We start from the raw sequence: 19521 nt of genomic DNA on the forward strand, positions 1-19521 counted from the left end.
CGAACCTATTTGGCATGGATGGCTTCGTAGATGGTGTCTTGTATGCGGCTACGTACATTCAACTCATACAGTTTGGTGCTTACAACCGGATGTACCCGGTTGGAAAGGAAGATATAAATCAATTGCTCCTTAGGATCTATCCATATACACGTACCCGTATAGCCCGTATGGCCGAAGGTAGCCGGCGAAGCGAGCTTAGACGGGTACGCTTTACTCGTGTCGGGGTCGCCGCGGTCGAACCCTAAGCCCCGCCTGCTCGTTGCCGATTGCTTGGAAGTAAACAGGTCCACCGTTTCCGCCTTGAAGTACCGATCGCCGCCGTATTCGCCCCGGTTGAGCAGTAACTGCCCGTAGATGGCCAGGTCATTTGCCGTGGCAAAGAGTCCGGCGTGGCCAGCGATTCCACCAGCCATGGCCGCACCCTGATCGTGCACATAGCCCTGCAGCAACGTTTTACGGAAGGTTTTGTCGTCTTCGGTCGGCACGATGCGTTGTTTCGGGAAGCGCTGGCGCGGAAGGTACCCGGCAGTTTGCATACCCAGCGGCCGGTAAAATTCCTGCTGGATATATGCTTGGATGGGTATGCCCGTTTGATGTTCGGCCACTTCCTTCATCACGTACATACTGATGTCGCTATATACGTACTTGCCGGTAGGATTGAGTTTCGATTGCAGCATGATGGGCCACATCACCTCTTCGTAATAGGCCGTTCGGATGTAGCAGCCATCGGCTACTTTCACTGAATAGGTGGCCGAAGAGTCCGGACTGAGATCGTCCGGTTTAAGGTCCCTGTAAAAGGGGATGTAGGGAATGAAGCCGGCTTCGTGGAGCATGACGTCGCGCAAGACAGTCCCGTTCTTATTGGTGCCTTGTGCCTGCAGTAGGTAATGGCCCATGGTACTGTCGAGGTTGACGATGCCGCGCTCGGTGAGGCGCATGATGGTGGGGGTGGTGGCCGTAATTTTCGTTATGGAGGCCATGTCGAAAATATCCGAGATTTTGGTTGGCGCGATGCGGTCGTAGGTATGGTGGCCGTATGCCTTCTCGAAGATCACCTTGCCGCTTTTGATAGCCATGACCACCCCCCCCGGGATTGCCCGCTCGCGGATGGCTTCGTCCATGATGTTGTCGATATCGGTTTCCAGCCGTACACCGTCGATCCCCAATGTGGTGGCGCCTGTATAAGCCAACCGGGTTTGTGCCGTGGTATAGCCGGCGCCTATGGCATACCGTGGGGAGAACGAATGCGACAGCTTGGCCGTACAGGCGAGGCCGCCGAAAAGGGACATGGCGGCATCCATGGCGGAGGCTTCGGTCTTTTCGGGACTCCATAATATGGGGAAGTGGACAAAATCCAGCCCACTTAGGTTGGCACCGTCACCGAATACGGCGAGAATGATATCCTTGCCGACGGCTTGCGTGGAGATAAATTGCATCAGCCGCTTGTTGGCCAGTTCTTCGGCAGCCAAGGCGAAGATAATGGTGTTGTGGAATTTCACGTCCTCATCGAGGCGTACATAGCTGTCGGGCGTTGCCGGTACTGCGAAGGGATCGATGGGCGCATAGCGGCTAAGTTGGTTGCCAAATGCGGTGGCCAGTGGGCCATCGAGCAGGGTAATGAGTGCCGTATGCCGTTCCGCAAGATTCCGCAGCGGAATGGTATTGAGTTGGTTGTTTAGTAAGACTGTCTGGTTTGTCCGCGCACGGTTTGTGGGTTGAGCGTGTATAGCCGCGTTGGTGTACATGCAAGCCACAAACATGCACAGCAGCGTAATAATTCTCCTCATAGTAGACGAATATCGGTAATTTGCGTAAAATATAGGTGTTCCTTGCATTTTTTATGACTTTTGTGATTTATTTGCCCATATCTGATGTTTCAAGTGAATGGTCCCTTCTATGAGTTCCTTTCGGCCTTGCAGGATAGGCTTAAGAGAACGTTTACTGTGAAAGCCCTTTCGGAAATGGCATGCCTGCTGCATGACGAAGCAGCGGGGATTCGCATCATCTATTACCTGGGCGGTGCCGGCCATCGCGTTCCGGTAGATGGCAATGGCCGGTGTATCCATCTGGATGAGGACCTCTGGATTACACGAGGGGAGCTTTTGCTCAACCGTATTGCGGCATTGGTGGGGCACGCGCAGCGTATCCACGCACGTGATACCGTGGTGGCCCGGATAGAAAAGCGCGTTGCGATGCCATTTCTGGAAGAGCACCACTTGCAGGTTGCATTGCCGGGTAAATACCGGTATGGGCTTTACGGCAGCGGCGAATTGGTGGCAGTAGCTGTATTCAGCGGTGGACGGCGCATGGCTGATAAACCATCCGACTACCGTTCGTTTGAACTGCTTCGCTTTTGCCATAAGCAGGGTGTGCATATCGTGGGAGGCTTCAGTAAGCTGCTCGATGGTTTCCGCCGCGATTTTAATCCCGGCGATATCATGACGTATGCGGACAAAGACTGGTCGGATGGTACCAGCTACCACAAGATGGGGTTTACGATTGTGGGCGAGACCGTGCCACAGCTATTTTGGGTGGATCGGCGAACCATGCAACGGTATTACGAAAGTACATTGCCCCCCGCTATTCGCACAAAACCGGCCAATGAATGGTACCAGGCAGGCTATGTGGCTGTTTATAACAGCGGGAGTATCAAGCTGGTGAAGCATTATCACCCGGTAGTATATTTTTAGTATATTCGACGGATTTTAAACTTTTTAACGCAGAAAAACAGATGAACAGAAAACTTCGCATGGGTATGGTAGGAGGGGGAAAAGACGCCTTCATCGGTGCGGTACACCGTATAGCAGCCAATATGGATGGTTTGGTGGAACTGGTGTGCGGTGCATTTAGTATCAATCCCGACGTGGCACGTGACTCAGGGAAAGCACTTTTTATCCCCGAAGACCGGGTATACCTTACATTCCAAGAGATGATTGAAAAGGAGAGCCAGCTTCCGGAAGGTGAGCGGATGGACTTCGTAACCATTGTAACCCCCAACTTTGTTCACTTTGAACCGGCGAAGATGGCGTTGGAACATGGATTTAATGTGGTCATCGAAAAACCGATGACTTTTACACTCGATGAAGCCAAGGCACTCAAGGAGATTGTGGAGCGCACGGGTAAGGTGCTATGCCTCACCCATACGTACAGCGGCTATCCGATGGTGAAGCAAGCCAAGGCGATGATTAAGGACGGGGTGCTCGGCAAAGTGAGGAAAGTGGTGGTGGAATATCCGCAGGGCTGGTTAAGCCGGCTTTCCGAACGGGAAGGCAATGCCCAAGCCGCGTGGCGTACGGATCCAAAAAAATCGGGAAAGAGTGGCTCAATGGGCGATATCGGTACCCATGCGGCCCACCTGGCAGAGTATGTGACGGGCCTGGAGATTACGGAGCTTTGCGCCGACTTGTCCACGTTGGTTGAGGGGCGGCTGTTGGATGACGATGGGAACGTACTGTTGCGTTTTAACAACGGCGCAAGGGGTGTGCTGGTGGCTTCCCAAATTTCTGCCGGCGAAGAAAACGCCTTGCGTATCCGTGTATATGGCGAAAAAGGAGGTATCGATTGGGCGCAGGAAGATCCCAATAACCTCATTGTGAAGATGCTCGACCAGCCCCGGCAATACATCCGTACAGGTAATGGTTATGCAGCGCCCTATGCCTTAAGTAATTTTGCGGTACACAATACGCGCGTCCCATCCGGCCACCCCGAGGGGTTATTGGAAGCCTTTGGCAATATCTACCGTAATTTTGCGCTGACGGTTTCCGCAAAGCTCAACGGAGAGACACCGACGGCTGAAATGCTGGACTTCCCGCAGGTAGATGAAGGGGTAAGGGGTATGGCATTCATCGAGAACGTGGTAGCGAGCAACAATACTTCGGAAAAATGGACTAAGTTCGTGGTGTGAAACCCACTGCGGAGCTCATCGTCATTCTTGGCCCAACCGCCTCCGGGAAAACCCGGTTGGCGGTTGAGGTAGCCAAGCAAATAAACGGTGCGATCATCAGTGCCGATTCCCGGCAGGTGTACCGCGGCATGGATATCGGTACAGGGAAAGACCTCGAGGCCTATGGGGATATTCCCCGTTACTTGATTGATATCCTGGATGCCGGAGACACCTACCATGTAAGCCAATATGTGGGTGATTTCCACGCCGCGTTGAATCGTATTGCGCAGCAGGGAAAACACCCGGTTTTGTGCGGGGGTACGGGCTTATATATCCAATCCGTGCTGCAGCGTCTTGATTATAGCCACGTGCCCATCGACAAGTCCCTGCGTACCGGGCTGGAAACGCTGACGGTCGACGTTTTAAGCGGCATGTTGCACAACCTGCCCAAACCACCCGGATTCAAGGCTGATACGAGTACGAAAAAGCGGCTTATCCGGGCCATCGAAATCGGTATGTGGTGCAGACATCACGGATTACCTCCACAGCACCGTGGCGCCGTTCCGGCCATATTATTCGGTATTGCCCCGTCCGTAGATGTACGCCGCCAACGCATCACCGAGCGGCTACAGTTGCGGCTCGAACAGGGCCTTATCGATGAGGTAAGGTTGTTATTGGAAAAGGGTGTGCCGCCCGAACGGTTAATGTACTACGGGCTGGAATATAAATATGCGACCCGCTATCTCTTGGACGAATTGGATTACGAAACGTTTTTTTCAAGGCTCAATACCGAGATTCATCGTTTTGCCAAAAGGCAAATGACGTATTTCAGGAAGATGGAAAAAGATGGACTGAAAATACACTGGTTGGCTGATGGGCCGGTTTCGGATATGGCCACGGAGGTGATTGCAAGCCTAAAGGAAAAAGGGGCGGTCAGCTGACACACCCCTTATCCGTTATAATTTGATCTCGACCTCTTTCCCGTTGAAAAAACGGAACTCGGTGAGGAAGTATGATGCAACCGGTTTTAGCTTAATCCAGCGGCCGAACTTGAAATACCACTTCAGCCGTCGCGAAATTAATCCGGATTTAAGGTACGTATAAATATACGGATGCACAGACAGGGTGATTTCCTTTTCGTTTTGTTCCTGTAGGATGAAGCTCAGGTTGTTTTCGATATCATCCATCAAAACGATGCTTGAACGTATCTCGCCCGTACCATCGCAAGCAGGGCATTTTTCATTGGTAACGATGGTCATTTCGGGCCGTACACGTTGCCGTGTGATCTGTACCAAACCAAATTTGCTGGGCGGCAAGATGGTGTGGCGCGCGCGGTCGGCCGCCATGCATTGCTTAAGGTAGGCATGCAGCTCCTTGCGGTTGGCGGGCTTGTGCATATCGATGAAATCAATCACCACGATACCGCCCATGTCGCGTAAGCGGAGCTGCCGGGCGATTTCCTTGGCCGCTTCCATGTTTACCTGTAGGGCATTCTCCTCTTGGTTCTCCTTGTTGGCCGTCCGGTTGCCGCTATTTACGTCGATGACGTGCAATGCTTCCGTATGTTCAATGACCAGATAAGCACCTCCATGCAGGTTTACCGTTTTGCCAAACGCGGCTTTGATCTGCCGTTCAACGCCGAAATGTTCAAAAATGGGTTCACGGTGCTTGTACAGCTTGACAATCTTTTCCAGATCGGGCGAAATTTCCTGCACATAGGAACGGGTTTCTTCGTAGATTGCCTGTTCGTTGACATAGATGTGTGAAAATTCGTCGGTGAGGATGTCACGCAAGATCGTCGATGTGCGGTCCATCTCACCAAGTACCTTTTGCGACGGCTCGGCGGTCCGCAAGCGGCTGGTGAGTACCTCCCATTTTGAAATGAGGTCCAATAGATCCTTTTGCAGTTCGGCAACGCCCTTCCCTTCGGAAACGGTCCGAATGATCACACCGAAATTAGCCGGTTTGATACTCTCTACGATTTTTTTCAGTCGATTGCGTTCCGCGTTCCCTTTGATACGCTTGGAAATGGATACCGCACTTGAAAACGGGACCAGTACAACATACCGCCCCGCAATGGACAGATCCGAACTTAACCGGGGCCCCTTGGTAGAAATGGGCTCTTTGGCTATCTGGACGGGCAACAGCATATTCCGGGTCAATACCTCGGAAATCTTGCCGGCTTTGTTGATGTCCTGTTCTAATCTTAAACTATCGAGCAGTTTCTCTTTGTAACTGCCTTTCTTTACTAACTTGGTGAGCTTGATGAGCGATTGGACCTGGGGGCCCAGGTCCAGGTAATGTAGGAACGCGTCTTTCGAATAGCCTACGTCTACGAAGGCGGCATTGAGACCGGGCATGATTTTCTTAATCCTACCCAGATAAATGTCACCTACAGCATAGTTGTTGTTAACCTGTTCCTTGTTGAGCTCTACAAGCTGTTTGTCTTGAAGTAAAGCGATAGTGACCCCCCTTTCGGGAGCCGAATCGATAATTAACTCCTTTACCAACAGCTACTCCTTTTGCAAAGCAGGCAATCATCAAGAACGGTGTAGCACCGTTCTCATGGTGATGTGCGAAAGGATAATAACCTGCTTTGAATGAAACAATAAAATACGTTTAATCAATATCCCACCAGCCTTCCGGAAACATAATAGGGGCAGAGTTGTGTTGCGGGTGCGTTCGCTACGTCGCCCGCGCTCATTTATATACCCCATGCCGGAAGCGGGATCATCAGGCAAGGTTATTTTTTCTTATGCCTGTTTTTTCTTAAACGTTTTTTACGTTTGTGGGTAGCCATTTTGTGTCTCTTTCTTTTCTTTCCGCTTGGCATAGCTTAAAAATTTTTTAAATGAATAAATTAAAATGATTATTTACTCAATTCATCAATTTTTCTATTGATAAACTGGGTGAGGGTCGGATCTGCTGCCAAATCCCTGCTTTTCTCAAAAGCGGCGATTGCCTCACTATTCAACCCAATGTTTTCGTAACTTGTTGCCAGGTAAAAATAGGATTCGGCATCGGGCTGCTGGGATACCACGGTGGTAAACCGATCGATAGCGAGGTCAAACTGGCGTGACTGCATCGAAAATAACCCTAGGCTTTTGTTGGCACCGATATGAGAGGGCTGTACGCGGACGACCTCCCGTAGCAGGGCGATGCCGGCCATGGGGTTTTTCGTGCCTGTTACGTAAGCACTGCCCAAGCCCACCTTTGCATCCAAATTGGCCGAATCCAAGGCCAACGCTTTTTCGTATGCATTGATGGCGTAGTCATTAAGCACGCCCGCGGTCAACGTATCCTGCAGGTTGGCATAGGCTGCACGGTACGCATCACCCGCTTTGAGCCAATCATCAAATTGCCCATCGAGTTGGGCCAACTCTTCATAAATGAAACCCAATGGGGCGAGCTTATTCACATCATCCCATTTGGTGGCAAGTTGCTGCAAGAGTGTACGTTTCTCCGGCTCTGCAGCATGTTGCAGTTCGTCCTCAATGGCCGATATCTCCTGGATGATACTTGGGTTTAGCCCCTCTTTGGATTTTTGCGATACCGATTCAAGGGTCACTTGCGGTCCTGTGGCAGTGCCCGAAGTGGCCTTGTTTTCATTGACCAAACCTTTGATGGGCTGCGCCAATAAAAAACCCATCAAAACGACGATGGATGTAATGGCGACTACCTGTTTGGTCCGTTGCTGCATGTGTGTATACTCGTAATGCCCGACTGCGCAAAAATTACTTATTGCCGCCTTTAACCTTTTCGACGAAGGTCTTGGCCGGTTTGAAGGTCGGCACGTAATGTGCAGGGATAATGATGGCGGTGTTTTTTGAAATATTGCGGGCAGTTTTTTCCGCTCTTTTCTTTACGACAAAACTACCGAAGCCCCGAACATAAACATTCTCGCCCCCAACCATCGCGTTTTTCACAACTTTGAAAAAAGCCTCTACCGTTTCTTGAACGTCTACTTTCTCCAGCCCGGTTTTGTTTGCGATTTCTGCTATAATTTCTGCCTTAGTCATATCTATAATTTTTGTAATTAATTATTTTTCAACACGTAAGCCCTTTCAATGTTGGGGATGCAAAAGTATCGCTTTAAAACGACATCTTAAAATAATTTTGTTAAATTTTTGTAAATGTCCCAGCTGCCTCTCCGTTACACGGACCGACCTACAACGTTTTCGTGAATATTTATCTGAAAAGGTACCCCTATTAAATCCATTTTTGACTATTATTGGGGATTAAAATACGCAATAGACCTTATTTCTAAAAACTATGAATGGAATACAACAGTTTTCTTTAGCTGGTAAAGTGATTGTGATTACAGGTGCTACGGGGGTTTTGGGCGAGTCGTTCGCCTTGGCGACCGCGGCGGCCGGTGCAAAAGTGGCAGTGCTGGGGCGTAACAAGGAACGGGCTGACGCGCGCGTTGCCGCCATTAAAAGTAATGGTGGCGAAGCTATCGCAGTGATTACAGACGTGTTGGACGAGCAGGCTGTACATCAAGCTAAAAATCAGATATTGGATGCTTGGGGAACCATAGACGGACTGGTGAACGCCGCTGGGGGGAATATCCCGGGGGCAACGATCGGTCCCGACCAGAATCTTTTTGATACCAACATTGCCGATACGCAGAAAGCTGTGGAGCTCAATCTTTTCGGTACGGTCATTCCTACCCATGTTTTCGGTAGGGTAATCGCTGAAAAGGGGAAAGGGACCATTGTAAATATTTCATCATTAGCGGCCCAACAGGCCATTACCCGGGTAATGGGTTATAACATGGCCAAATGTGCGATTGAAGGGTATACCAAGTGGATGGCGGTTGAGTTGGCCCAACGGTACGGTGACAAAGTAAGGGTAAACGCGATTGCTCCCGGCGTATTCCTGACGGAGCAAAACCGCGCTTTGCTGACGAACGCCAATGGGTCGTATACGGACCGTGCTCAGCGGTTTGTCAATAACACGGCGTATGGGCGCCTGGGTGATCCAAAAGAACTTACCGGGACGTTGATTTTCTTGCTGAGTGATGCGTCGGGCTTCATTTCCGGCGAGACCATATTGGTAGATGGGGGTTTCAATGCCTGGAGTGGGGTGTAGCTATTTAGTCATTAGTCGTAAGTCATTAGTTGTAAGTAGGCGAAAAAAGTAAAATAATAAAAGACGTGATAAAAAAACTTGAACAGACGTGGCGGTGGTATGGCCCCGCAGATACGGTTTCATTGCAGGATATAAAACAGGCAGGGGCGACCGGAATCGTAACAGCCCTGCACCATATAGCCCATGGCGATGTGTGGCCGCTGGAAGATATACGTGAGCGGAAGGCCATTATCGAAGCAGCCGGACTGACGTGGAGTGTAGTGGAAAGCGTGCCCGTGCACGAGGCCATCAAGACCCGACGGGCCGACGCGCAGCAGTACCTCGATAACTATCGGCAGAGCCTGCGGAACTTGGCAGCGGCCGGAATCAAGACCGTCTGCTATAATTTCATGCCCGTGCTGGATTGGACACGTACCCAACTCGACCTGGAAATGAAAGATGGTTCAAAGGCCCTGTATTTCGACTGGAATGATTTGGCGGTATTTGACCTTTTCGTGTTGAAACGGGAGGGTGCAGAACGGGATTATCCGGAGGAGGTAAAGACAGAAGCCAAAAAGCGGTTCGAAGCGTATACGCCACAGGCAATGGAATTGCTCAATGCCAATGTGTTGATGGGAATACCCGGCGAACGCAGTATCGAGCTGGATGAATTGCGCGAAAGCATCCGCGAGTATGCGGCCATTGGCTTTGATGGCTTGCGCCGAAACCTGATTTGGTTTCTGTCGGAGATTGCCGATGTGTGTGAAGAAGCGGGTATCCGGATGACGATCCATCCGGATGATCCTCCCTATCCAATCCTGGGCCTACCGCGCATTGCCAGCAACAAGGAAGACTTGCAGTACATTATCCGCTCGTTGGATAAACCTTTCAACGGGATTTGCTTTTGTACCGGGTCGTTGGGTGCAGGGATAGGTAACGACCTTCCGGATATTTTCGACGCGGTGAAGTCGCGTGTTTATTTTGTGCACCTACGCAACGTCAAAAAGGATAGCCAGGGTAATTTTTTCGAGGCCGACCATCTTGACGGCGACGTGGATATGTATGCGGTGATGAAGGCATTGGTGGCCGAAAACCAGCGCCGTGCGGAGCCTATACCGTTCCGGCCGGATCACGGACACCAGATGCTAGACGACCTGGCTAAGACCACGGCCCCCGGTTACTCGGCGATTGGACGCCTGCGGGGATTGGCCGAACTGCGCGGGCTGGAACTAGGAATTACAGGACAATAATCAGATAACCTACACGGAGATGGCTTATTTTCTTCACGACGATTTCCTGCTTCAGTCAAAACAAGCCATACGGCTTTACCACGACTATGCCAAGGGGCTGCCTATCATCGACTACCACTCGCACCTCCCACCCGATGGGATCGCGACGGATGGGAACTTTGAGAATCTCACGCACATCTGGCTGGCTGGCGACCACTATAAATGGCGCGCCTTGCGGGTATTGGGTACGGAAGAGAAATACGTAACCGGTGACGCAACCGACCGGGATAAATTCCGGAAGTGGGCCGAGGCCGTGCCTTACACCTTGCGCAACCCGTTGTACCATTGGACGCACATGGAACTCAAAAATCCATTTGGCATCACCGAGCTGCTGGGGCCCGGCAACGCGGATCGGATTTTTGATGCGGCGTCTGCGCAGTTGCAAACAGCGGCTTTTTCACCCCGTGGTTTGCTTACGCACTTCGGAGTGGAAATGGTAGGCACTACCGACGATCCCGTGGATGACCTTCGCCACCACCAAGCGATTGCGGGGTCGGGCTTCGCAACAAAGGTTTTACCGACGTTCCGGCCGGACAAGGTATTCCAGCTTAGCAGGGGTGATGATTACCGGCGTTACATCGAACAATTACAGGCAAGCAGCGGCGTGGCGATTGTTGATTTGGATACCTTGCTGGATGCGTTATGGAACCGGCTATATTATTTTCACAGCCAGGGTTGCCGCATTGCCGACCATGGTTTGAATAGCCTGCCACGGCAACTGGATGGGAGCCTTTCTCTGAACGAGGTGTTTAAACAGGTACTTGCGGGCGACGATCGCCTCGCGGCGGAGCACGAGGACGCGTTTACCTTTTTGGTGCTTTCCGAATTGTGTAAACTATACCACGATAAAGGCTGGGTGCAGCAATTTCACCTCGGTCCGCTCCGTAATACCAATAGCCGGAAACTACGGGAGTTGGGTGCCGATACCGGTTACGACTCGATTGGTGATTTCCAGCAAGCGCAGTCCATGCAGCATTTCTTCAATTCGCTGGAAGAAGAGGGACGCCTGGCCAAGACTGTGGTATACAACCTCAACCCTTCGGACAACGCCGTGTTTGCAGCGATGATGGGCAATTTCCAGGCGGAAGGAACGAAGGGTAAGATGCAGTTTGGCTCCGGCTGGTGGTTTCTGGACCAGCTCGATGGTATGACCCAGCAACTGAACACGTTATCGAATATCGGACTGATCAGTTGTTTTGTAGGGATGCTTACCGACTCACGCAGTTTCCTGTCGTACTCGAGGCATGAATATTTCCGGCGGTTGCTTTGCAACCTATTTGCCGAAGACATCAATAAGGGGTTATTGCCCGACGATATCGAATGGACGGGCAAGGTGATACAGGATATCTGCTATCGCAATGCGAAGCAGTATTTCGGGTTATGACTTCGGTGCACCCATAACCCGGAACACTTCGTCGAGACTTTCGAAGATGGCGCGTTTGGTCTTTTCCAACTCCACCTTGGTATGCGCCGCTGAGACGAAGCCCACTTCGTAGCCCGAAGGGCCGAGGTATATACCGCGGTTAAGCAACTCCCGATGGAACACCTTGTAATAGTCCATACTGCCGTGGTCGATGTCGCTGGCCGCCGAGATAGCGTCCTTATCGGTGAAGGCAAACCAAAAAACAGAGCCGATATGGAATACTTTGAATCGGTAATTCTTAGCAGCAGTAAAACGTCGGATGGCGTCGACAAATTCCGTCGCCTTTGTATTTAGATTCTTGTAGAAATTGCTGCTTTTGAGTACCGAGAGTTGGGCGATACCGGCCGCCATGGCCACCGGGTTGCCGGAAAGGGTGCCCGCTTGGTAAACCGCCCCGTCGGGTGAAATATGTCCCATCAGTGTTGCCGACGCCCCATAGGCCCCCACCGGCATGCCCCCACCTATGATTTTGCCATACGTGATGATGTCTGGATGAACGTCGTAATGTGCTGCTGCACCTTCAAAACCGAGGCGGAACCCGGTAATCACCTCATCAAAAATAAGCAGAGCTTCGTGTTGCTGCGTGATTTCACGGAGGAAATGGATGTATTCCTGGTCCTGGATAAGCAGTCCGTTATTTGCAGGTACACCTTCGATGATGACGGCGGCGATTTGCCCTTTAAATTGGGTAAACGCGGCTTCCACGGCGCTCCGGTCGTTCAAGGGGATAACGATGGTTTCGTCGGCAAATGCCTTCGGAACACCTGCGGAAGAGGTTTCACCGAACGTCACTAACCCCGAGCCGGCCTTCACCAATAGGGAGTCGGAATGGCCGTGATAACACCCTTCGAATTTGATGATTTTGTCGCGCCCGGTATAGCCCCTGGCTAGCCGTATGGCTGACATCACTGCCTCCGTACCGGAGCTGACGAACCGGATTTTTTCGATGTATCGGTTGTGCTCGAGAATCAACTCGGCGAGCTCGTTCTCCAATGCGGTCGGCGCTCCGAAGCTTAGGCCTTTCTCGAGGGTCTGGGTTACCTTTTCCCGTATTTTGGGGTGGTTATGGCCCAAGATCAGCGGCCCCCACGAGCAGCAGAAATCAATGAATTGATTGCCATCAGCATCCCAGAGGTAGCAGCCATCGCCCCGTTCAATAAACAACGGTGTGCCATACACCGATTTGAATGCCCGCACAGGCGAGTTGACACCGCCGGGGAAATACCGTTGGGCCCGTTCGTACAACTCGGCCGATTTTTCACGTACAATATCGTCTTTTTTGCCCGATGGCTGGTGGGATTCGTCATTTCCGCCAAAGGCTTTTTTCAATGCATCTAACATTTCTATAAATCACTCAAAGTATTGTCTAACGTCTGTTGTCTTATAATCTACCCTAAAGCCACTTATTTTCCAATACTTCTTTGGCGTGGTAGGTGAGGATGGCGGTAGCGCCCGCCCGGCGTATACCGGTAAGGACTTCCATTGTCGCCCGGCGTTCATCGAGCCACCCGTTGCGTGCAGAAGCTTTCACCATGGCGTATTCGCCGCTCACGTTGTAGGCTGCTATCGGGAGGTCGAAACCATCATGCAGTAGCTTGATCACATCCAGGTAGGCGAGTGCCGGCTTGACCATCAGGAAATCTGCCCCCTCTTGTGTGTCCAATTCGGCTTCGATCAACGCTTCGCGTTGGTTGGCCGGATTCATCTGGTACGTTTTTTTGTCGCCGTGTTTCGGTGCCGAGTTGAGCGCATCGCGGAAAGGCCCGTAGAAAGCGCTGGCATATTTAGCCGTATAAGACATTAGGGATACGTTGGTGAAGCCATGCTCGTCCAGTATATTACGGATGTAGCAAATCCGTCCATCCATCATGTCCGATGGTGCCACGATATCGGCACCGGCCCGGGCGTGCGCCAATGCCATCTCCCCCAAGATGGTGAGCGTTTCGTCATTGCGGACCTCACCGTTTTCCACAAGGCCATCGTGGCCATCGCTGCTGTAGGGGTCCATGGCCACATCGGTAATCACGCATGCCTCGGGAAAATGCTGTTTTACTTCGGCGATTGCGCGGAGATATAAACTGCCCTCTCTTGTGCTTTCGGTCGCGTATTTATCCTTGAGTGCTTCGTCGATGTTGGGAAACAGATCAAACGCCCGCAGGCCAAGCTCCATGCATTGCTCCACCTCGCGCAGGAGATTATCTATCGTATAGCGGTAAATGCCTGGCATGGAGGTTACCTCAGACTTGATGTTGTTGCCTTCGATAATAAACAGGGGAAATATCAGGTTTGATGCTGCAAGGTGTGTTTCCTGCACCATATCCCGTATAACCGCAGATTTGCGGTTCCTTCTTGGTCGTATTAGCATTCCTTTACAATAATTAATTGGAGATCTTCAAATCAGCACATCAGCAAACCGACTAATAATCTAATCCGAATACGGCTTCGGCCAAGCCTATTTCATCGGGAGAGTAAGGAAGTGTGTAGGGCAGCCCCAGTTCTTCGATTTTTCGACCCGTAGAGTGTCCGATACAGATAATCTGCTGGCCGGGGTCTACCAGGTTGTCCACGAAATAAGCCTCCACGTTTGACGGACTGGTGAAAATCAACACGTCGGCGTTCGACTTGGATACGTTGGTATCGATGCGCGTTTGGTACACCGGGAGGTTGATTACTTTGGTATCGGCCGTCAGCGACTTCTGGATCGTTTCCAGGGAATCTTTGGCACGGGGAATCAGCACGGTCGTGCCGGATGCGATTTTGGCAAACTCCGCGGCGATTTCTTCCATGTTGACGCCCAGCCGTTCGCCAGAAAAGTCAGGCGCATGGCCGAATTGCCTGAGCATTTCCTCGGAACCACGTCCGATAACGGCAAATTTCGTCCGTTTGCTCAGCCGGGGTTCGAGTTTAAAGAAGTTTTCGATGCCGTTTTTACTACCGAAAAACACCCAGTCTACATACTTGAGGATATAGGGGTCCAGTTTGTTGATCATCGGGAATATACGGATCAAGGAGCGGTCCTCCACCGTGATGCCATGTTTGGCCATGGCACGGTGAAAATAGCTAGCTTCCGATAGGTCGCGGGTAATGAATACATGGGCTGGCAGCTTTCTATCCCTATCAAATTTAGTGGCGATTCGTTCGGCAAGCCCCGTCGTATTTTCGGTAGCTACGTAGAGCCGATCGGGAAATTCCTCGCTGTCTTCCGCTTTTGATGTCCACACCTCGTAGAGGCCGCCCTGCTTACGGCAATAACAGCCCAATGGCGCGTGGCAACCAGCATCGAACAGGTTCAGCACTTTGCGCTCTACGGCAATGGTATCAGCCACCGAAGCATCGTTTATCGGTTGTAGCACGTCTGCAAGCTGCGTGTCGTTTTCACGGATCTGTATAGCCAAAACACCCTGTGCGGGGGCAGGGATAATCTCCACGGGCGGGAGTTCTTCGACATGGAAGTCGCTGAGGTCAACTTTGACGCGGGTAATGCCTGCTTTTGCCAGCATAATGGCATCGAAGTTCTCATCGCGGAGTTTCTGGATACGGCTCAACACATTTCCCCGGAGGTCATCGAACTCCAAGTCCGGGCGGATGGCCAGCAGTTGTGCCTTCCTGCGGTTAGAGGAGGTGCCTACGATGGCGTTGTGTTTAAGCACCAGGCGCTTCTTTGGATCCACGCAATCTTTATGGATAATAAGCAACTCTGAGGGGTCTTCGCGGGCGGTAACGGCCGCTATGGTAAGACCAGGCGGGTGCACGGTGGGGAGGTCTTTGTGTGAATGGACGGCTAGATCGATACCTCCGTTCAGCAGTTCCTCTTCCAATTCTTTGGTGAAAAATCCCTTTCCTTCCAGCTTATCCAGCCGTAAATGCTGCACGATGTCGCCCTGTGTCTTGATAACTTTGAGTTCCGCATCAACGCCGATCTCGGCCAACCGGTCTTTAACGTAGTTGGCCTGCCACAGCGCCAGCTCGCTTCCACGGGTGCCAATAATGAGCGTACGGTCTACCGATTTTGTAATTGTAGGCGACGCTTTAGTCAGGAGTTCATCTGTTAGCATACACAAACTTAATGAATATAAGGCGTTATCCGAATGGATAAGTCAAAAGATTGCACGTTAGGAGTAATCAGACCCGTATTATTGGATATCCGGATGGTTTGTTTTGACCAAAATGTCTTTAGCCATCACCATGGGTACCTTGATGTACTTCTTCTCCATATAATCTATCACCTTTTCAAGTACTGCCCTCGAATTGGCATCCAATGCGCCTACTTCCGTAGCGAACACCTCGTTGAGTGCAAAAGACCGTATTTCCTTTACTTTCTCTGGTACTTCCCGCATGGCCAGCTCCACGCGGCGCTGTTTGAGCAACGGCAGGAATTCGCGGATATTGTCGGCGATGATTTGCTCGGCATGGACCAATTCATCATAACGTTCCTGTAGGTTCTTGGACGCTATTGCTTGCAATCCGCTTACTTCTATGTAATGCACTTGATAATTTTCCAGTACTTCGGGGTGTACATCGTTGGGGATTGCCAAATCGACAATTACCTTTCGGTCGGTCTCGCCGTTAAGGAGCGATTGGTAGAGCGTAGTGTCGATGATGGCTTCGGGCGAGCCGGTACAGGTAATCAGGATGTCAAATCCGCCTTTATAATGTGGGAGCTCATTTAGTGGATATGCCTCCGCATTTAACTCGACACTCAATGTCCGTGCATTTTCGAGCGTCCGGTTGAACACTACAAAGTTAGAAAACCGGTGTTTCAATAAGTACTTGGCAATGTTTTGGTTGGTCTCCCCGGCGCCGATGATGAGGATTCGGGGGTTATCTTCCAATTTGATTTCGCGCAGTTTGCGGTAAGCAAGCGAAACCACGGAAACCGGATTGCGGGATATGCGCGTGTGTGTGTATACCTCTTTGGCCGTTTTGACGAGCCGGTCCATCACCATCCGTAGGAAATCGCCGGTGAAACCACTCTGCCGGCAACGTTCGTAGGCTTTGCGTACCTGTGCAAGGATTTCTTTTTCGCCTACGACCAAGCTTTCCAACGAGCACGACATCCGCAGCAGATGGTTCAATGCGTCGATGCCTTCATATGTGTTGACCTGGCCCAAGAAACATTCCAATTGTTCCGAGGGTACGCAGAAGTTGAGCCCATGCATGAATTCCTTGATGAACAGCGGCGTCATTTCATGCGCACCGTAAAATACAAATTCCACCCGGTTGCAGGTGCCCACGTAAAAAATTTCGGGAATGTCAAAGCTGTTCTTAAGGTTAATCAGCCGGCTTTCCAACTCTTCGTTGCAAATAACAAGGTTTCCTAAATCCTTAAGGTCCACATGTTTGTGGGTAAATGCTATGACTTTGAGATTCTTCAAGGCTATACTATGCTCACTTATTTTCGGTAACAAAAGTACAACATCTCCTATCTGACCACTGTCAGAACTGTGTAAAACACAGATATTTAGAATGGTTATAAATTAGGGCGTCGCGTTGTTCGTAATAAATACGTTTGACTTTCTTATTCTGTGTTAAAATAGTTGCCATTGCAAGTTGATTGCAATACCTTAGCAGCCGCGTATGAACCCGGTTCCATCTGGCCGTTGAAGATGAAAACAGAGTAGATGAAAATTAGTGAAAAACCATTGTTTAGAAATAGCCTCTTCCTTGTATTGTTCCTTGTGATTATCGGTGCGTCGTGTACGTCGACCGAGAAGAAACGTGTCCGAGCCGAGCGGAAACAACATGAGCGCGACAGTTTGGCGTTGGCATATGACCCTACAAAGCCAGATGATCGGATTGATGCCTTCATGCAGCGATTGCATAGCCGATCGGGTTTCAACGGCAATGTATTGGTCGCAAAAAAGGGGAAGATTCTTTACCAAAACACGTTCGGCTGGGCCAATTACCTGATGCGGGATAGCCTGGCGATCACATCACAGTTTGAACTGGCGTCCGTGTCGAAACCACTTACCGCTACCGGCATACTCAAATTGGTGGAAGAAGGAAAGATTAGGCTGGATCAGACGGTCGATGAATTTTTTCCGGATTTCCCCTATCCGGATGTGACCATCAAGCTATTGCTTACACACCGATCGGGGCTTACGAACTACCTTTATTTTACCGACAAGAAAGAAATTTGGGCCGATCAGCGCAAAGGGATGTCCAATGCGGAGGTGATGGCACTGCTGGCGAAGCATAAGCCGGCCAAGTACGCCAATCCGGGTGTGCGGTTTTTCTATAACAACACCAATTACATGGTTTTGGCGGCCATTATCGAAAAGGTAACGGGGCAGGACTTCGCGGTATATATGAAAGAAAATATATTTGCGCCTGCCGGCATGAAACACACGGCAGTTTACTCAACGGCGGTATATGAAAAAATACCTACCGGTGTTGTTGGCCACGACAAGGTATGGCGCCGCTCGGTGGTGCAGAACTTCCAAGACGGCCCTGTTGGCGATAAGGGCATCTACAGCACTGTCCAAGATCTGTACCTATTTGACCGGGCGTTGCGTGATGGTCGCCTGCTCAAGCCGGAGACGCTTGACTCCGCCTACGCGGGGTATAGCAAGCCAGCCAAAAATGTGTTTAACTATGGCTTCGGGTGGCGCACCTTTGAAACGGCTAACCAAGCGGTCGTATACCATACCGGATGGTGGCACGGCTTCCGCAACATCTACGTGCGGGACCTTACCAATGATATTACGATTGTGCTACTCACCAACCTTGCCAACGGCAGCCTCCTCCACTTGGATGAGCTTTACCAGCTACTGGATATGCCCGTCATCCGCCAAGGGGCCTATTCTTCGGAAGGGGAATATATGGCAAAATAGCGGTATGGTTTTCTTCAACTATTGTCTGTAGCTTTGCAAAGTATGGCTATGGAAAAAAAGAAAACATTGATTTTGGGTGCTACGACCAACCCGGCCCGCTACGCATACTTAGCTGCCCACCGGTTGGTTGCCGCGGGGCATGGTATTGTTAATATCGGCATAAAAAAGGGTGAATCGGCCGGTGTGGAAATACAGCGTGCCGATGCGGTTTTCCCGGATATCGATACCGTTACACTCTACATCGGCCCACAGCGGCAGCCCGAATATTACGACTACATCCTAGCGACACGTCCCAGACGCATTATCTTCAATCCTGGCACGGAAAACCCGGAGCTGGAAGCCTTGGCAGAACAGCAGGGCATCGAAGTGGTACAGGCCTGTACGTTGGTATTACTGAGTACCGGCCAGTATTGATGTCCCTTGTTAGGCGGTGCCAGGCAGTAATTTCTCAAAGGCCTTTCTCGGCTTGCCACGTAATAAAACCTCGCCGCAATAGGTGTATCCCATCGATTCAAAAGTCCGCAGCATCGCGGGGTTATCGAAATTTGTATCCGCTTTGATGCTGCGTATGTGGTTGTCCGTGGCGAATGTTTCGATGTGTTCCATTATTTTCTTGGCCAACCCTTTACCGGTTTGGGAGTGTGCAACGGCGATTCGGTGGAATACGACAAAATCCCCATCGGTAAGCCACTTCCCGTCGATGGTGGTGTACGCAGGTTCGTCGTTGATCGTCACCGCGCAGTAGCCAACAACAGTTTCGCCTTCGGCCAGAACAAACCCTGCTCCTTTGGCTATATCGCTGCGCAAAACTTCCGGGTTTGGGTAGCCGTCCTGCCACTGCTCGCTACCAGCTGCTTTCCGCCGGGCGATCGCCTGTTGGATAATTTCCCATATCTGGGGCAGTTCGCTAAGCTGGGCTTTTCTAAATGTGTACATGCGTTGTTGTGATAGCCAAAGGTACGTTTTTTGGTGGCAACAACGGACTTCGGCCAAATCCCATTTGCATTTTCGGGCAAAATA

17 protein-coding genes are annotated in these 19521 nt (G+C 50.9%); 8 read left to right on the forward strand and 9 right to left on the reverse strand.

What is annotated here, in order from left to right; genetic code table 11:
* Positions 1-5: 5 nt before the first annotated feature.
* Positions 6-1787 (reverse strand): serine hydrolase domain-containing protein, encoded by a 1782-nt coding sequence (locus ACEVG1_RS03960; RefSeq protein ID WP_374742265.1) that lies wholly within the window; start codon positions 1785-1787, stop codon positions 6-8.
* 84 nt (positions 1788-1871) lie between these two features.
* On the opposite strand from ACEVG1_RS03960, the gene ACEVG1_RS03965 reads away from it, so the two are divergent.
* Genes ACEVG1_RS03965 through miaA form a run of 3 tightly spaced genes read left to right on the forward strand, consistent with a single transcriptional unit; the run spans position 1872 to position 4824 of the window.
* The gene (locus ACEVG1_RS03965; RefSeq protein WP_374742266.1) at positions 1872-2690 is read left to right on the forward strand and encodes a hypothetical protein; all 819 of its coding nucleotides are present in this window, start codon (positions 1872-1874) and stop codon (positions 2688-2690) included.
* Positions 2691-2731: 41 nt separating this feature from the next.
* Complete coding sequence (locus ACEVG1_RS03970; protein ID WP_374742267.1) at positions 2732-3904, forward strand: Gfo/Idh/MocA family protein; 1173 nt, start codon at positions 2732-2734, stop codon at positions 3902-3904.
* Positions 3901-4824 carry a tRNA (adenosine(37)-N6)-dimethylallyltransferase MiaA gene (miaA, locus tag ACEVG1_RS03975; protein ID WP_374742268.1) on the forward strand — a complete coding sequence of 308 codons (924 nt, stop codon included), beginning with the start codon at positions 3901-3903 and terminating at the stop codon, positions 4822-4824. Before ACEVG1_RS03970 ends, miaA begins: the two co-directional genes overlap by 4 nt.
* A gap of 15 nt (positions 4825-4839) precedes the next feature.
* Here miaA and ACEVG1_RS03980 read toward each other — a convergent pair whose 3' ends face one another.
* The 3 genes from ACEVG1_RS03980 to ACEVG1_RS03990 all read right to left on the reverse strand — a co-directional run bounded on the left by ACEVG1_RS03980 (position 4840) and on the right by ACEVG1_RS03990 (position 7902).
* Positions 4840-6393 carry a ribonuclease E/G gene (locus ACEVG1_RS03980; RefSeq protein WP_374742269.1) on the reverse strand — a complete coding sequence of 518 codons (1554 nt, stop codon included), beginning with the start codon at positions 6391-6393 and terminating at the stop codon, positions 4840-4842.
* A 359-nt stretch (positions 6394-6752) separates the two neighbouring features.
* Positions 6753-7583, reverse strand: a complete 831-nt coding sequence (locus ACEVG1_RS03985; protein ID WP_374742270.1) for a tetratricopeptide repeat protein — start codon at positions 7581-7583, stop codon at positions 6753-6755.
* Between the two features lie 34 nt (positions 7584-7617).
* Positions 7618-7902, reverse strand: coding sequence for an HU family DNA-binding protein (locus ACEVG1_RS03990; protein ID WP_374742271.1), 285 nt, complete (start codon positions 7900-7902; stop codon positions 7618-7620).
* A gap of 253 nt (positions 7903-8155) precedes the next feature.
* On the opposite strand from ACEVG1_RS03990, the gene ACEVG1_RS03995 reads away from it, so the two are divergent.
* From ACEVG1_RS03995 to uxaC, 3 genes are all read left to right on the forward strand, one after another.
* The gene (locus ACEVG1_RS03995) at positions 8156-8977 is read left to right on the forward strand and encodes an SDR family oxidoreductase (RefSeq protein WP_374742272.1); all 822 of its coding nucleotides are present in this window, start codon (positions 8156-8158) and stop codon (positions 8975-8977) included.
* 68 nt (positions 8978-9045) lie between these two features.
* The gene (uxuA, locus tag ACEVG1_RS04000; RefSeq protein ID WP_374742365.1) at positions 9046-10206 is read left to right on the forward strand and encodes a mannonate dehydratase; all 1161 of its coding nucleotides are present in this window, start codon (positions 9046-9048) and stop codon (positions 10204-10206) included.
* 19 nt (positions 10207-10225) lie between these two features.
* The gene (gene uxaC, locus ACEVG1_RS04005; RefSeq protein WP_374742273.1) at positions 10226-11629 is read left to right on the forward strand and encodes a glucuronate isomerase; all 1404 of its coding nucleotides are present in this window, start codon (positions 10226-10228) and stop codon (positions 11627-11629) included.
* On the opposite strand, the gene hemL is transcribed toward uxaC, so the two are convergent.
* From hemL to hemA, 4 genes are all read right to left on the reverse strand, one after another.
* The gene (gene hemL, locus ACEVG1_RS04010; protein WP_374742274.1) at positions 11624-13009 is read right to left on the reverse strand and encodes a glutamate-1-semialdehyde 2,1-aminomutase; all 1386 of its coding nucleotides are present in this window, start codon (positions 13007-13009) and stop codon (positions 11624-11626) included. The two genes, uxaC and hemL, sit on opposite strands and share 6 nt — an antisense overlap.
* Before the next feature lie 52 nt (positions 13010-13061).
* Positions 13062-14033 carry a porphobilinogen synthase gene (gene hemB, locus ACEVG1_RS04015; RefSeq protein ID WP_374742275.1) on the reverse strand — a complete coding sequence of 324 codons (972 nt, stop codon included), beginning with the start codon at positions 14031-14033 and terminating at the stop codon, positions 13062-13064.
* Between the two features lie 52 nt (positions 14034-14085).
* Positions 14086-15723: a hydroxymethylbilane synthase gene (hemC, locus tag ACEVG1_RS04020; protein WP_374742276.1), complete on the reverse strand. Its 1638-nt coding sequence runs from the start codon at positions 15721-15723 to the stop codon at positions 14086-14088.
* Positions 15724-15801: 78 nt separating this feature from the next.
* Positions 15802-17043, reverse strand: a complete 1242-nt coding sequence (hemA, locus tag ACEVG1_RS04025; protein ID WP_374742277.1) for a glutamyl-tRNA reductase — start codon at positions 17041-17043, stop codon at positions 15802-15804.
* A gap of 246 nt (positions 17044-17289) precedes the next feature.
* Between hemA and ACEVG1_RS04030 the strand changes: the two genes are divergently transcribed.
* Together ACEVG1_RS04030 and ACEVG1_RS04035 are read left to right on the forward strand one after the other, a co-directional pair.
* Positions 17290-18501, forward strand: coding sequence for a serine hydrolase domain-containing protein (locus tag ACEVG1_RS04030; RefSeq protein WP_374742278.1), 1212 nt, complete (start codon positions 17290-17292; stop codon positions 18499-18501).
* A 48-nt stretch (positions 18502-18549) separates the two neighbouring features.
* Positions 18550-18915: a CoA-binding protein gene (locus tag ACEVG1_RS04035; protein ID WP_374742279.1), complete on the forward strand. Its 366-nt coding sequence runs from the start codon at positions 18550-18552 to the stop codon at positions 18913-18915.
* Between the two features lie 9 nt (positions 18916-18924).
* Here the strand turns inward: ACEVG1_RS04035 and ACEVG1_RS04040 are convergent, their stop codons facing one another.
* On the reverse strand, positions 18925-19437 hold the full coding sequence (locus ACEVG1_RS04040) for an N-acetyltransferase family protein (protein WP_374742280.1): 513 nt from the start codon (positions 19435-19437) through the stop codon (positions 18925-18927).
* Positions 19438-19521: the final 84 nt, after the last annotated feature.

The sequence above is a fragment of the Parapedobacter sp. 2B3 genome, from assembly GCF_041925275.1.
GTDB classification, from domain to species: Bacteria; Bacteroidota; Bacteroidia; order Sphingobacteriales; family Sphingobacteriaceae; genus Parapedobacter; species Parapedobacter pyrenivorans_A.